This is a genomic window from Xanthobacter sp. SG618 (genome assembly GCF_012932745.1).
Classification (GTDB): Bacteria; Pseudomonadota; Alphaproteobacteria; order Rhizobiales; family Xanthobacteraceae; genus Xanthobacter; species Xanthobacter flavus.
In genome coordinates this window covers 387,732-400,435 of sequence record NZ_JABBHL010000004.1, presented here as the reverse complement: position 1 = coordinate 400,435, position 12,704 = coordinate 387,732, and the positions used below count along the sequence as shown (strand labels likewise).

The following is a 12,704-nucleotide window of genomic DNA, read 5'->3' as shown; positions in this document are numbered from 1 at the left end:
CGTCCCTTGACCGCGCGGTGCGGCGCGGTCAGAGTGCAGGAATGACAAAGGATGGCGGCGGTTCGCGGGGCATTTCGCCGGGCTTGAGCAACAGGCTCTTCTTCCGGCTCTATCAATGCGCCAACATGTTGCACAAAACAGGGACCCGGGCCCTGGATGACTACGAGATCACCACCCAGCAATGGGCGGTGCTCGGCGCGCTGACCCGCCCGGCCTTCGCGGAGGGCGTGGCGGTGGGCGACCTTGCCGCCTTCCTGCTGGTCACGCGGCAGAATCTGGCCGGCGTGCTGCAGCGGCTGGAGGCCATGGACTATGTGGAGCGCACGGTCGATGCCAATGACAACCGCTCGCGACTCATCCGCCTGACGCCCAAGGGGCGCAGCCTGTGGGACGCCAACATGCGTCCCGTGATCGCGGACTATTACGACGCGGCGCTCGCCGGCTTCTCCACTGAGGACCGGATCCACATGATCCATTACCTCGACAAGATGCTGACGAACTTCAAGGCTCTCGACCCGGAAGCCTCCGCCCGCCACGAGGAGGAGGTGCGGGCAGCCGCGCCCGCACCGGCGCCTAGAGTCCGGCGCGTGCCTTCGCCTCGGCGGTGAGGGCCTTGGCGATGATGATCTGCTGGATCTGGGTCGTGCCTTCGTAGATCCGGAACAGGCGCGCGTCGCGATAGAGCTGCTCGGCCCGATATTCGCGGATATAGCCGTTGCCGCCGTGGACCTGCACGTTGCGGTCGGCGATGCGTCCCACCGCCTCGGAGGCGAACATCTTGGCGCAGGAGGCTTCCACGCTCACATCCTCGCCCGCATCCCGCTTTCGGGCCGCATCCAGAACCATGCAGCGCGCCGCGTAGGCGTCCGCCTTTGAATCGGCGAACATGGCCTGAAGCAGCTGGAAGTCCGCCAGCGGCCGGCCGAACTGCCGCCGCCCGACCGCATAGGCGAGCATGTCGTCGAGGATGCGCTCGGACAGGCCGACGCAGGCGGCCGCGATATGCAGGCGGCCCTTGTCGAGCACCTTCATGGCGGTCTTGAAGCCCTGCCCCTCGACCCCGCCGATCAGCGCGGAGGCCGGCACCCGGCAATCCTCGAAGATCACGTCGCATACATGGGCGCCCTGCTGGCCCATCTTCTTCTCCACCTTGCCGGTGGAAAGCCCCGGCGTGCCGCGCTCCACGGCGAAGGCCGAAACGCCGGCCGCGCCCTTCTGGGCCGGATCGGTGCGCGCCATGACGGTGAACAGGCTGGCGTGCGGGGCATTGGTGATGAAGCGCTTGGTGCCGTTCAGCACATAGGTGTCGCCCTCGCGCCGCGCCGTGGTCCTCACCGATCCCGCGTCAGACCCCACCTCCGGTTCGGTGAGGGCGAATGAGCCGATGATGTCGCCGGAGGCGAGGCCGGGCAGATATTTCGCCTTCTGTTCGGGCGTGCCGTCGATGGCGATGCCCTGCATGCCGATGCCGACATTGGTGGCGAACATGGAGCGGAAGGCGGGGGCGGCGCGGCCCAGCTCGAACACCGCGAGCACCTCCTCCTCCATGGTGAGGCCGAGGCCGCCATAGTCCTCGGGCGCGGTGAGGCCGAACAGGCCGAGGTCGCGCATTCCGGCAACGATCTCGTCCGGAATGGCATCGCTCTCGGCCACCTCTGTCTCGGCGGGGATCAGCCGCTCATCGACGAAGCGGCGGATCGTGCCGATGAGCTGGGACAGGGTCCCGGGATCCAGAGCCATGACGTCCTCCCCATTATATGGAAATATATTTGCATATATAATCGACAACGGGGACCGTGCAAGCGTGGAGTTGGATGTCAATTGATAGCCCGGTGGCTGACATCGCGGCGTCTTGCCTGATGCGCAAGTATGACAATATATTTTCTGAAATTCGGGAGGAAAAGCCGTGAAGGCCATTGTTCTGACGAAACGCGGCGTCGATGGCGTCGTGCTGCAAGACATGCCTGAGCCTGCCGTGCCGAGCGGATGGGCGAAGGTGCGCATGCGTGCGGCCTCCATCAATCGCGTGGATCTCTACATGCGCGACTCCGGCGCGGGCATCACCCATGAGCTGCCCCTCATCATGGGGGTGGATGGGGCGGGCGAGGTGGTGGAAGTCCCGGACGGGTCGGGCTTCTCTCCGGGCGACAAGGTGGTTCTCTACCCCTATGAGTTTTGCGGCACCTGCCGGCCCTGCCTTGCGGGCGACCAGCCGCTCTGCCATTCCGCCCGCATCCTCGGTGAGCATCGCCACGGAACCTTCGCGGAATATGTCGCGCTGCCGACGCGCGCCCTGGTCAAGCTTCCCGATGACGTGGACATGGACCAGGCGGCGGTGCTGGGCGTCGCCTATCTCACGGCGTGGCGGATGGTGTTCGGCAAGGCGCCCGCAGGTCCCGGCTGCGTCGTGCTGATCCAGGGCGCCGGCGGCGGCGTCTCTTATGCCGCCATGCAGCTGGCGCGCATGGCCGGCGCACGCGTCATCGTTACGACCACGGGCGAAGACAAGATCGCCCATTTCCGCGATCTCGGCATCGCCACCATCGACTATCGCACCGAGGACGTGCCCAAGGCGGTGCAGGCTCTCACACGGGGCGAGGGCGCGGACCTCGTCATCGACAATGTGGGCGAGCGCACCTGGAGCAGTTCGCTCAAGTCTCTCGCCCGGGGCGGTCATCTCGTCACCTGCGGCGCGACCACCGGGGGCCATCCCTCGGCCGACATCCAGCGCCTGTTCGTGCGGCAGCTGTCCGTGCACGGCTCCACCATGGGCTCCATGGAGGAGTTCCGGCGGCTCATGCTCGCCTTTGTCGGCGGCGGTCTCGCGCCGCCCATTGACAGCGTGTTCCCGCTGGCCGAGGTGCCCGCGGCCTTTGCACGGCTTGAGGAGCCGGCGCGGCTCGGCAAGATCCTGATCCATATTTCGTGAGCGACTTATGACCTACGAAAGCATCCTCACTGCCACGGACGGCGCCGTCGGCATCATCACCCTCAACCGCCCGGAGGCGCTGAACGCACTGAACAGCCGGATCACCGCCGAGCTGTCGCAGGCCGCAGCCGCCTTCGATGCCGACCCGGCCATCGGCGCCATCGTCGTCACCGGCTCGGAGAGGGCGTTCGCGGCCGGTGCGGACATCAAGGAGATCAAGGACAAGACCTTTGCCGAGGTCTACGAGGAGCAGCTCATCACCGCCACCTGGGAAGGGCTCTCGCGGGTTCGCAAGCCCACCATCGCAGCGGTCTCGGGCCACGCTATCGGCGGAGGCTGCGAGGTCGCCCTGATGTGCGACATCATCATCGCATCGGAGACGGCGCGGTTCGCTCTGCCGGAAACCACCATCGGCATCATCCCCGGCGCGGGCGGCACCCAGCGGCTCACCCGCATCGTCGGCAAGGCCGTGGCGATGGACATGATCCTCACTGGTCGGGCACTTTCCGCCCAGGAGGCGCTTGCCATGGGCCTCGTCAGCCGCGTCGTGCCCGCGGGCACCCACGTCGCCGAGGCTGTCGCGATCGCGGCCCGGATTTCCGCCTCGTCCGGTCCGGTGGTGCGCCTCGCCAAGGAGGCCGTGAACCAGGCCTACGAGACGCATCTTCAGGAGGGGCTCTATGTGGAGCGCCGGCTCCTTTACGCGACCTTCGCCCTGGAGGACCGGCGCGAGGGCATGAATGCCTTCGCCGAGAAGCGCAAGCCGATCTTCCGCGGCCTCTAGCGGGGCCGGCCCCATCGGGTTGCGCCGCGCAATATCCCTGCATCGAAAGCGGCCCTGCGTCGTTCATACTCCGTGCTTCGAGGAGTCGGCAGATGGACAGGCGAAGGCTATTCGAGGTCGGCGGCGGTTCGCGTGCCGTCGACGCAGCACCGGGAACCGCCGCAGCCATGGCGCCCACTGGTGCCCGGCCGTGAAGATCGCGACCTTCAACGTCAATGGCATCAACGGTCGGCTGCCGGTTCTCCTGCGCTGGCTCGCCGAGGCCGCGCCGGATGTGGTCTGCCTTCAGGAGCTCAAGGCACCCGACGAACGGTTTCCCATCGGGGCCATCGAGAAGGCCGGCTATGGCGCCATCTGGCACGGCCAGAAGAGCTGGAACGGCGTGGCGATCCTCTGCCGTGAGGCGGCCCCCATCGAGACCCGCCGGGGCCTGCCGGGCGACCTGGACGATGCCCAGAGCCGCTACATCGAGGCGGCGGTGAACGGCATCCTTGTCGGCTGCCTCTACCTGCCCAACGGCAATCCGGCGCCGGGCCCGAAATTCGACTACAAGCTCGCCTGGTTCCGGCGCCTGACCGCCTACGCTGCGGGGCTCCTCGACCTCAAGGTGCCCGTGCTCCTCGCCGGCGATTTCAACGTCATGCCGACCGACCTCGACGTCTACAATCCCACGCGGTGGCAGGAGGATGCGCTGTTTCGGCCGGAGGTGCGGAGCGCGTTCCACGCGCTCGTCGGCCAGGGCTGGACGGATGCGCTGCGGGCGCTGCATCCGGACGAGCGCATCTACACCTTCTGGGACTATTTCAGGAATGCCTGGGGGCGCGACGCCGGGCTGCGGATCGACCACTTCCTTTTGAGCCCGGAACTCGCGCCGCGGCTCGCCGCAGCGGACGTGGACCGGGCGGTCCGTGGGTGGGAGAAAGCGAGCGACCATGCGCCGGAGTGGATCGAGCTTGCCGAGCCGGGGCCCAAGGCTGGCCGGCGATAGGGGCGGGGGCTGCCTTCCCCCTCAGCCCATCCCGTATTGCCTGATCTTGGCGTAGAGGCTGCTGCGCGACAGGCCGAGGCGCGCGGCGGCCTCGCGCTTGTTGCCGCCCGCCTGCGCCAGCGCATCGGCCATCATGGTGCGCTCCAGCCGAGCTACGGCGGACGCGAGGTCGAGGTTCGGTGTGGCTTCCAGCGCGGCTTCGGGCGGGGCGGGGAGGACGTCCGCGACGTGGCTCGCCTCGATCCGCGCGCCGTCGCTGCGCACATAGATTTGCTCGATGACATTGGCGAGCTCGCGCACATTGCCCGGCCAGTCATGGCGCTCCAGCCGCGCCACGGCGGCCGCCGTCAGCGGACGCACGGCGACGCCGAAGGCGGCGGCGGTCTGCTCGCTGAAGCGGGTGGCCAGCAGCTCCACGTCTCCCGCCCGCTCGCGCAAGGGCGGCAGGTGGATGGGCAGCACGTTGAGCCGGTAATAGAGATCCTGCCGGAACGTGCCCGCGCGCACCATGTCGGCGAGGGGGCGGCTGGTGGCGGCGATGATCCGCACGTCCACCCGCGACGGCTGGTTGGAGCCCACGGGCTCCACCTCCCCATCCTGCAGGGTGCGCAGCAGCTTCGCCTGCAGGGCCAGCGGCATGTCGCCGATCTCATCGAGGAACAACGTGCCCTCGTGGGCGATCTGGAATTTGCCGGGGCGCGGCTGGCGGGCCGCGCCGGTGAAGGCGCCCGGCGCCACGCCGAAAAACTCCGCCTCCAGCAGGTTTTCCGGCACCGCCGCGACATTGATGGCCACGAACGGCCGGCTCATGCGCTTGGAGGCGGCATGGATGGCATGCGCGGCCATTTCCTTGCCCGTGCCGGTCTCGCCGAGGAGCAGCACGGCAGACCCGACCTCGCCGGCCCGGCGCAGCAGGCGCGCCAGCTGCCGCATGGTGGGGCTCGCGCCGAGGATGTGCTCGGCGGTGAAACGCACGGCCCGCTTGGCGGAGAAAGCCTGCTCCATCCGGCTGAGGCGCGACTGCATCTGGTGGAGCCGCTCGGCAATGGGGCGCAGGTAGGGAATGCTGTCCTTGAGGGCGAAGGCGATGGCGCCGATGATCGCGCCGGTCTCGTCCCGCAGCGGAAGCCGCGTCACCAGCAGCCAGCGATCGCCATACTGGATGATGTCGAGGGGATGGGGATGGCCGGTCTCCACCACCTCGCGCATCCGGCTATGGGGGATGACGCGCTCGATCTCCTGCCCCACGAGCTCGGCAAGGTCCGTCTTGCCGAGCAGTGCCAGCTGGCCCTCGCTGAACCAGACGACCCGGGACTCCCGATCGACGAGGGTCGCCCCGTCGATCATGCCCTCCACCATGCCCAGAAGCGCCCTGGCGGCGGCGAAGCGTTCGTCGGCGATGGTGGTCATAGGGCCAATCCGGATGGATGGGTGTCCAAATTCTAGACAAGTGTGTCGGTGACCTGGACAGCAGGCGCGCCGGCCGTTGTCAATGCACAAATCGAGCCCTTCGCGGACAGGTCTCGGTAAGGTCGAGGCGCCTCAGTCCGGAATGCTGGACACATCCGCCACCGAGCTTGGCCGGACCTTCCGCGCAATCCCTTGATTCTGCTGGTTCGGCACGGCGCCTCCGCCGCTGGCACGCGCCTTGCGCAGGGAAAAGGCAAAACAGGTCGCCCCTGACGGCGGGCGCGCAAGACATCGGGACGAAATGCAGCCGAAGAGGATCGCCGTCATTGGCGCCGGCCTGATGGGCCATGGCATTGCGCAGGCTTTCGCCGGCGCCGGACTTGCTGTTTCTATTCACGACGCGGACCCGGCGCGCCGCACCGGCGTTCCCGGCCGCATCCGCGAGAGCCTCGAGCAGCTGGGTGCCGATCCGGCCGCCGCAGACCGGGTGACGCCCGTCGACACGCTCGCCGCAGCGGTTGCCGGCGCCGACGTGGTGATCGAGGCGGTGCCAGAAGATCTTGAGCTGAAGAAAAGGGTGTTCGCGGAGATCGAGGCCGCCGCCCCACCGTCCGCGCTGCTCGCCAGCAACACCTCGGTCATTCCCATCACGCAGATCATGGCCGGCCTTGCCCACCGGCGGCGGGCCATGGGCACGCACTGGTGGAACCCGCCGCACCAGATCCCCCTCGTGGAGGTGGTGCAGGCCGAGGGCACCGGCGACGCCGAAATCGAGGCCATGATGGCGCTTCTCGCCGGCATCGGAAAGAAACCGGTGCATGTGCGCCGGGACGTGCCGGGCTTCATCGGCAACCGGCTGCAGCATGCCATGTGGCGCGAGGCCATCGCGCTGGTTCAGGCCGGCGTCTGCGATGCCGCGACCGTGGACGAGGTGGTGAAGGAGAGCTTCGGCCGGCGCCTCGCGGTGCTGGGGCCGCTGGAGAATGCCGACCTTGTCGGCACGGACCTGACGCTGATGGTCCACCGCTATGTCCTGCACGACCTCGACCGCACGCCCGGCCCCCTGCCGCTGCTGGAAGATCTGGTCGCCGCCGGCCGCCTCGGCATGAAGACCGGCGGGGGTTTCCGGGACTGGACCGAGGCGGAGGCGCAGGCGGTGCGCGCGCGCCTCGCGGACCATCTGCGCCGGTTCGACGTTCACGACACATGAGAGAGACCAAGACATGAAAGGCCGCAACGCCATCGTCACCGGCTCCACCTCGGGCATCGGCCTCGCCATCGCGCGAGCGCTGGCGAGGGAGGGCTGCAACGTGATGCTCAACGGTCTCGGCGACGCGAACGAGATCGAGGCTGTCCGCGCCGATCTCGCCGCGGCCGCCGGTACGAAGATCGCCTATAACGGCGCCGACGTGAGCCGCCCGGCCGAGGTCCGCGCGCTCGTCGCGGCGGCGCGCGCGGACCTCGGTCCGGTGGACATCCTCGTGAACAATGCCGGCATCCAGCATGTCTCGGCGCTGGCGGATTTTCCGGACGAGCAGTGGGACCGCCTCGTCGCGGTGAACCTCTCTGCCGCCTTCCACGCCAGCAAGGCGGTCATCGCTTCCATGACCGAGCGGCGCTTCGGCCGCATCGTCAACATCGCCTCCGTGCTCGGGCTCGTCGGCGCGCCGCACAAGGCGGCTTATGTGGCCACAAAGCACGGCCTCGTGGGGCTCACCAAATCCATCGCCATCGAGGTGGCGGAGACCGGCGTCACCTGTAACGCCGTCTGCCCGGGCATGGTGATGACGCCGATCATCGAGATGCAGGTGGCCGACCAGGCGAAGGTCACGGGCCTGTCGCCCGAGGACGTGGTGAAGGAGGTGTTCCTCCAGAACCAGCCCATCCGCCGGCCGGTGACTGCGGAGGAGATCGCCGGGGCCGTCGTGTTCCTGTGTTCGCCGGCCGGCTCCGGTGTCACCGGTACGACGCTGGCGGTGGATGGCGGCTACGTCGCCCGCTGAGGGCGCGCAAGGCGCGTGACGCGTTCAGGTGCGGATCAGACAAGCAAAAGATCAGGCAAACATAAAGCAGGGAGGATACGCATGAAGGGTCTCATGGTTGCCGCGGCGCTCGGCACGGCTGTCGCCGGGCTCGCAGGACCGGCCTTCGCCCAGATGTCGGACGGCAAGATCAAGATCGGGCTTCTGTCCGATCTCGCCGGCGTCTATTCCGACATCAACGGCGAGGGCTCGGCCCAGGCGGCGCGGCTCGCGGCGGAAGAGTTCGGCAATGCCATAAACGGCGTGCCGGTGGAGATCATCGTCGGCGATCACCAGAACAAGGCGGACGTTGCGGCGAGCCTCGCCCGCAAGTGGATCGACACCGAGCAGGTGGACGTGATCGCGGACGTGCCCAATTCCGCCGCCGCGCTGGCTGTGCAGGCCATCACCAAGGAGCGCAAGCGCATCTTCCTCATGTCCGGCCCCGGCTCGGTGGACCTCACCGGCAAGGCGTGCAGCCCGTATGGCTTCATGTGGACGTGGGACACCCACTCGGTCTCCTCGGCCACCGCCCGCGCGCTGGTGAACAAGGGCGACAAGAGCTGGTTCTTCATCACCGCCGATTATGCCTTCGGCCATTCGCTGGAGGAGGAGGCGTCCAAGACGGTGAAGGCCATGGGCGGCACCGTGAAGGGCGGCGTGCGCGTACCCCTCGCGACGTCCGACTTCTCCTCCTTCCTGCTGCAGGCGCAGGCCTCCGGCGCCAAGGTGGTAGCCCTCGCCAATGCCGGCGGCGACACCATCAATTCGGTGAAGCAGGCGACCGAGTTCGGCCTGCCGCAGGGCGGTCAGACGCTCGCCGGCCTGCTCCTCAACATCAACGACATCCACGCGCTGACCCTGCCGGTGGCGAAGGGCCTGATCCTGTCCAACTCGTTCTACTGGGACATGAACGACGAGACCCGCGCGTGGTCGAAGAAGTTCGAGGAGAAGACCGGCCGCAAGCCCTCCATGAACCAGGCGGGCGTCTATTCCGCGGTCCGGCACTATCTCCAGGCGGTAAAGGACCTTGGCACGGATGACACCGACAAGGTGGCCGCCAAGATGCGCGCCACACCCGTGACCGACATGATGATGAAGGATGCGAAGATCGGCGAGAACGGGCGCGTGTTCAACAACATGTACCTGTTCGAGGTGAAGAAGCCGGCCGAGTCCAAGGGCCCGTGGGACTATCTCACCCTGCTCCAGACCGTGCCCGGCGCCGAGGCCTATATCCCGGTCAAGGACAGCGGCTGCCCGCTGGTGAAGTAGCAGGCGGCGCTCCGCCGCAGGAAAAGGGCCGCGCCATGCGGGCGCGGCCCTTCGCTCAGTTCGCCTTCTTCTCGCCGCGCGCGGCGATGATGGCCGGGCAGGTGCTTTCGGAGAGCGGGCGGAAGGCCTCGTCGCCGGGCAGGGTGGCGACCAGCTTGTAGAGATCCCACTCGCCCTTGGAGGCTTCGGGGGACTTGACCTCGAAGACGTAGAAATCGTGGACCATGCGTCCGTCGGGCCGGAGCTTGGCGTTGCGCACGACATCGTCCTTGATGGGCAGCTCGCCCATCTTCTTCACCACGGTCTCCGCGTCATCGCTCTTCGTCGCCGCCACCGACTTCAGATAGTGGAGGACGGAGGAATAGACGCCGGCATGGATGGCGGATGGGATCTTGCCGTTCTGCGCCTTGAACCGCTCGGAGAAGGCGCGGGTGCCGTCGTCGAGATCCCAGTAGAAGCCTTCCGAAAGCAGCGTGCCCTGCGCCACCGGCAGGCCCACGCTCTTCACGTCCAGCGCGGTGAGGAAGAAGGCGACGAGCTTCTGCTTCGAGGTGGTGATGCCGAATTCGCGGGCGGTCTTGATGCCCGTCACCGTGTCGTTGCCGGCATTGGCGAGGGCTATGATGTCCGCGCCGGAGCCCTGCGCGGTGAGCAGGGGCGAGGACAGGTCCACCGCCGGGAAGGGATGGCGCACGGAGCCGAGCACCTTGCCGCCCTTCTTGCCCACTACGGTCTTGGCGTCCGCCTCCAGCTGCTGGCCGAGGGCATAGTCCGCCGTCACGAGATACCAGGAGGTGCCGGGCTGGGTGAGGCGGTTGGCGATGCCGGCCACCTGCACGTAGGTGTCCCACATCCACTGCACCACATGGCCGGGCTGGCAGGCATCGCCGGTGAGGCGCGCGGTGCCGCCCGGGAAGAGCGCGACGCGGTTCTTCTCCTTCACCAGCGGCGCGATGGCGAGCTGGATGGAGGCGTTGGACATGTCGGCGAGAACGTCCACGCCGTCCTGATCGATCCACTTGCGGGCGGTGGCGGAGGCGATGTCCGCCTTGTTCTGGTGGTCGGCGGAGATCATCTCGATCTTCATGCCGGCGCATTCCGCCTTCAGGCAGTCGTCGATGGCCATCTGGGCGGCGATCACCGAGCCCTTGCCGGTGATGTCGGAGTAGACGCCGGACATGTCGGTGAGCACGCCCACCTTCACCGTGCCGCCGGAGATTTCCGCCGCTGCCGGGGCTGCGGCAAGTCCCGCTGCCAGGGCCAAGGCGAGGGGGCCGAGTTTCGCTGTCATGGATGTCCTCCCGTTCGTTCTTTTCATTGGTCGGCCGTCACCAGTGGACCATGGGCAGGCCCGCCACCGGTGAACGGAAGAAGGGAATGCGGGTGCCGCGGAGGCTGCCCACATAGACGGTCCGAAGGTCCGGCCCGCCGAAGGTGACGCTGGCGAACCAGGGGGCGATGGTGCCGCCGCAGGCGAGCATCAGCTCCGGCGTCACGGCGTCGTTCTCCAGCGCCGCCATCAGCGCCTTGCCGGCGGCGCTGCCGCGGTCGTCGTCGAGGATGATGCGCAGGTCGCCGTCCGGGGTGATGGCGAAGATGCGGTCCGTCATCACATGGGTGCCCCAGAGGTTGCCATGGGCGTCGAAGGCGATGCCATCGATGAAGGCGCCGTGGTCGGAGGGGCCGAACGTCTCGCGGTCCACCAGATCGCCATTGGCCAGGGCCCGCAGGCGCGTCACCCGCTTGCCGCCGGTCTCCACCACGTAGAGCCATTCCTCGTTGGCGTCGAAGCGGATCTCGTTGGTGAAGCAGAAGCCGTCCGCGACGATGCGCAGGTGGCCGTTCTCGTAGAGCGCCACGTAGCCGTCCCGCACGCTCGGGCTCATCGCCTGCATCCAGTTCTTGATGCGGGTGGAGATGGTGAGCCAGATGCGGTCGCGGCTGTCGCGCAGCACGAAATTGACCTTGCCGATGGGCGTGCCGTCGATGGTGTCGGCGAGCACGCGGGAGCGGCCATCGCGGGTCATCACCTCCAGCCGGTCGGTGCCGAAATTGGAGATGAGGATGTCGCCGTTGCGGGCGAAGGCGAGGCCGTTGGGCAGCGTGCCGGAGACGAAGCGCGTCTCCTCGTCGGTGGCGGAGGCGAAATGCGTCGCCTCGCTCTGCGCGATCAGCGTCTGCGTGCCGTCCGGGCGGATGTGGACGACACCGCCGCGCGCGTCGGCGCTCCACAGGGAGCCGTCGCGCTCGGCGAGGATGCATTCGGGACGCTGCAGGCCCTCGCCCACATAGGCGATGGCGGCGGGGTCTACCGTAAAGCCGTCGATGGGGTTGGGCGATGCCATGGCGTTCCTCAGGTTTTCAGAAGCTCACCTTGTCGGCGCCCTTGAGGCCGAGGGTGGCGCGGGCCTCGTCCGGGGTGGCGATTTCGTGGCCGAGTTCTTCCAGGATCCGGCGGATCTTCGCGACCTGCTCGGCATTCGAGGTCGCGAGCTTGCCGCGGCCGATGAACAGGCTGTCCTCCAGCCCCACCCGCACATTGCCGCCCATCATGGCCGCCTGCGTCGCGAACGGCATCTGGTGTCGGCCGGCGGCGAGCACGGACCAGTGATAGTCCTTGCCGAACAGCTTGTCCGCCGTGCGCTTCATGAACATCAGATTGTCCATGTCCGGCCCGATGCCGCCGAGAATGCCGAAGATCAGCTGCAGGAACACCGGCGGACGGAACCAGCCCTGGTCGAGGCAATGGGCGAGATTGTAGAGGTGGCCCACATCGTAGCACTCATGCTCGAACTTGGTGCCGTGCTCCTCGCCGAGCATCTTGTAGATGCGCTCGATGTCGCCGAACGTGTTGCGGAAGATGAAGTCCTTCGTGCCGGTGAGGTAGGGCTCCTCCCACTCGTATTTCCAGTTGGAATAGCGCTTCGCGAGGGGATGCAGCGCGAAGTTCATGGAGCCCATGTTCAGCGAGCACATTTCCGGCGCGGCCTTCAACGGCGCGGCGAGGCGATCCTCCACCGTCATGTTCAGGCCGCCGCCGGTGGTGATGTTGATCACCGCATCGGTCGCCTGCTTGATGCGCGGCAGGAATTCCATGAACACGGCGGGATCGGGCGTGGGCCGCCCGTCCTTGGGATCGCGGGCGTGCAGGTGCAGGATGGCGGCGCCGGCTTCCGCCGCGGCGATGGCCTGCTCGGCGATCTCGTTGGGCGTGATGGGCAGTGCGTCGGACATTGTGGGCGTGTGAATGCCGCCCGTCACCGCGCAGGTGATGATGACCTTGCTCAAGACATGTCTCCG

At 67.5% G+C, this 12,704-nt stretch carries 12 protein-coding genes; 7 read left to right on the top strand and 5 right to left on the bottom strand.

What is annotated here, in order from left to right:
• The first annotated feature begins 41 nt into the window (after window positions 1-41).
• A complete protein-coding gene (locus FHT36_RS13860; RefSeq protein WP_168462569.1) occupies window positions 42-608 on the top strand; it encodes a MarR family transcriptional regulator in 567 nt (188 codons plus the stop codon).
• Here FHT36_RS13860 and FHT36_RS13855 read toward each other — a convergent pair.
• The gene (locus tag FHT36_RS13855) at window positions 574-1,740 is read right to left on the bottom strand and encodes an acyl-CoA dehydrogenase family protein (protein WP_169123077.1); all 1,167 of its coding nucleotides are present in this window, start codon (window positions 1,738-1,740) and stop codon (window positions 574-576) included. The genes FHT36_RS13860 and FHT36_RS13855 overlap by 35 nt on opposite strands.
• A 166-nt stretch (window positions 1,741-1,906) precedes the next feature.
• Between FHT36_RS13855 and FHT36_RS13850 the strand changes: the two genes are divergently transcribed.
• The 3 genes from FHT36_RS13850 (at window position 1,907) to xth (ending at window position 4,701) form a co-directional block, all read left to right on the top strand.
• Window positions 1,907-2,929, top strand: a complete 1,023-nt coding sequence (locus tag FHT36_RS13850) for a zinc-binding dehydrogenase (protein WP_169123076.1) — start codon at window positions 1,907-1,909, stop codon at window positions 2,927-2,929.
• Window positions 2,930-2,936: 7 nt separating this feature from the next.
• Window positions 2,937-3,713 carry an enoyl-CoA hydratase-related protein gene (locus FHT36_RS13845; protein ID WP_169123075.1) on the top strand — a complete coding sequence of 259 codons (777 nt, stop codon included), beginning with the start codon at window positions 2,937-2,939 and terminating at the stop codon, window positions 3,711-3,713.
• Between the two features lie 190 nt (window positions 3,714-3,903).
• Complete coding sequence (gene xth, locus FHT36_RS13840; protein WP_348644456.1) at window positions 3,904-4,701, top strand: exodeoxyribonuclease III; 798 nt, start codon at window positions 3,904-3,906, stop codon at window positions 4,699-4,701.
• A gap of 21 nt (window positions 4,702-4,722) precedes the next feature.
• Here xth and FHT36_RS13835 read toward each other — a convergent pair whose 3' ends face one another.
• Window positions 4,723-6,111 (bottom strand): sigma-54-dependent Fis family transcriptional regulator, encoded by a 1,389-nt coding sequence (locus FHT36_RS13835; protein WP_169123073.1) that lies wholly within the window; start codon window positions 6,109-6,111, stop codon window positions 4,723-4,725.
• Between the two features lie 301 nt (window positions 6,112-6,412).
• Between FHT36_RS13835 and FHT36_RS13830 the strand changes: the two genes are divergently transcribed.
• From FHT36_RS13830 to FHT36_RS13820, 3 genes are all read left to right on the top strand, one after another.
• On the top strand, window positions 6,413-7,321 hold the full coding sequence (locus FHT36_RS13830; RefSeq protein WP_169123072.1) for a 3-hydroxyacyl-CoA dehydrogenase family protein: 909 nt from the start codon (window positions 6,413-6,415) through the stop codon (window positions 7,319-7,321).
• 13 nt (window positions 7,322-7,334) lie between these two features.
• On the top strand, window positions 7,335-8,114 hold the full coding sequence (locus FHT36_RS13825) for a 3-hydroxybutyrate dehydrogenase (RefSeq protein ID WP_169123071.1): 780 nt from the start codon (window positions 7,335-7,337) through the stop codon (window positions 8,112-8,114).
• 93 nt (window positions 8,115-8,207) lie between these two features.
• Window positions 8,208-9,404: an ABC transporter substrate-binding protein gene (locus FHT36_RS13820; RefSeq protein ID WP_210257771.1), complete on the top strand. Its 1,197-nt coding sequence runs from the start codon at window positions 8,208-8,210 to the stop codon at window positions 9,402-9,404.
• A 55-nt stretch (window positions 9,405-9,459) separates the two neighbouring features.
• Here FHT36_RS13820 and FHT36_RS13815 read toward each other — a convergent pair whose 3' ends face one another.
• The 3 genes from FHT36_RS13815 to FHT36_RS13805 are packed head-to-tail and all read right to left on the bottom strand — an operon-like array spanning window position 9,460 to window position 12,692.
• Window positions 9,460-10,695 (bottom strand): ABC transporter substrate-binding protein, encoded by a 1,236-nt coding sequence (locus tag FHT36_RS13815; protein ID WP_169123069.1) that lies wholly within the window; start codon window positions 10,693-10,695, stop codon window positions 9,460-9,462.
• 37 nt (window positions 10,696-10,732) lie between these two features.
• Window positions 10,733-11,749 (bottom strand): SMP-30/gluconolactonase/LRE family protein, encoded by a 1,017-nt coding sequence (locus tag FHT36_RS13810; protein ID WP_169123068.1) that lies wholly within the window; start codon window positions 11,747-11,749, stop codon window positions 10,733-10,735.
• A gap of 16 nt (window positions 11,750-11,765) precedes the next feature.
• On the bottom strand, window positions 11,766-12,692 hold the full coding sequence (locus FHT36_RS13805) for a 3-keto-5-aminohexanoate cleavage protein (RefSeq protein WP_169123067.1): 927 nt from the start codon (window positions 12,690-12,692) through the stop codon (window positions 11,766-11,768).
• Between the last annotated feature and the right edge of the window lie 12 nt (window positions 12,693-12,704).

What these genes read in the sequence shown, in the direction of transcription:
- FHT36_RS13815 (WP_169123069.1), bottom strand. Translation starts at nt 10,695, where the DNA reads ATGACAGCGAAACTCGGCCCCCTCGCCTTGGCCCTGGCAGCGGGACTT.
- FHT36_RS13845 (WP_169123075.1), top strand. Translation starts at nt 2,937, where the DNA reads ATGACCTACGAAAGCATCCTCACTGCCACGGACGGCGCCGTCGGCATC.
- FHT36_RS13810 (WP_169123068.1), bottom strand. Translation starts at nt 11,749, where the DNA reads ATGGCATCGCCCAACCCCATCGACGGCTTTACGGTAGACCCCGCCGCC.
- FHT36_RS13855 (WP_169123077.1), bottom strand. Translation starts at nt 1,740, where the DNA reads ATGGCTCTGGATCCCGGGACCCTGTCCCAGCTCATCGGCACGATCCGC.
- FHT36_RS13830 (WP_169123072.1), top strand. Translation starts at nt 6,413, where the DNA reads ATGCAGCCGAAGAGGATCGCCGTCATTGGCGCCGGCCTGATGGGCCAT.
- FHT36_RS13860 (WP_168462569.1), top strand. Translation starts at nt 42, where the DNA reads ATGACAAAGGATGGCGGCGGTTCGCGGGGCATTTCGCCGGGCTTGAGC.
- FHT36_RS13825 (WP_169123071.1), top strand. Translation starts at nt 7,335, where the DNA reads ATGAAAGGCCGCAACGCCATCGTCACCGGCTCCACCTCGGGCATCGGC.
- FHT36_RS13835 (WP_169123073.1), bottom strand. Translation starts at nt 6,111, where the DNA reads ATGACCACCATCGCCGACGAACGCTTCGCCGCCGCCAGGGCGCTTCTG.
- FHT36_RS13820 (WP_210257771.1), top strand. Translation starts at nt 8,208, where the DNA reads ATGGTTGCCGCGGCGCTCGGCACGGCTGTCGCCGGGCTCGCAGGACCG.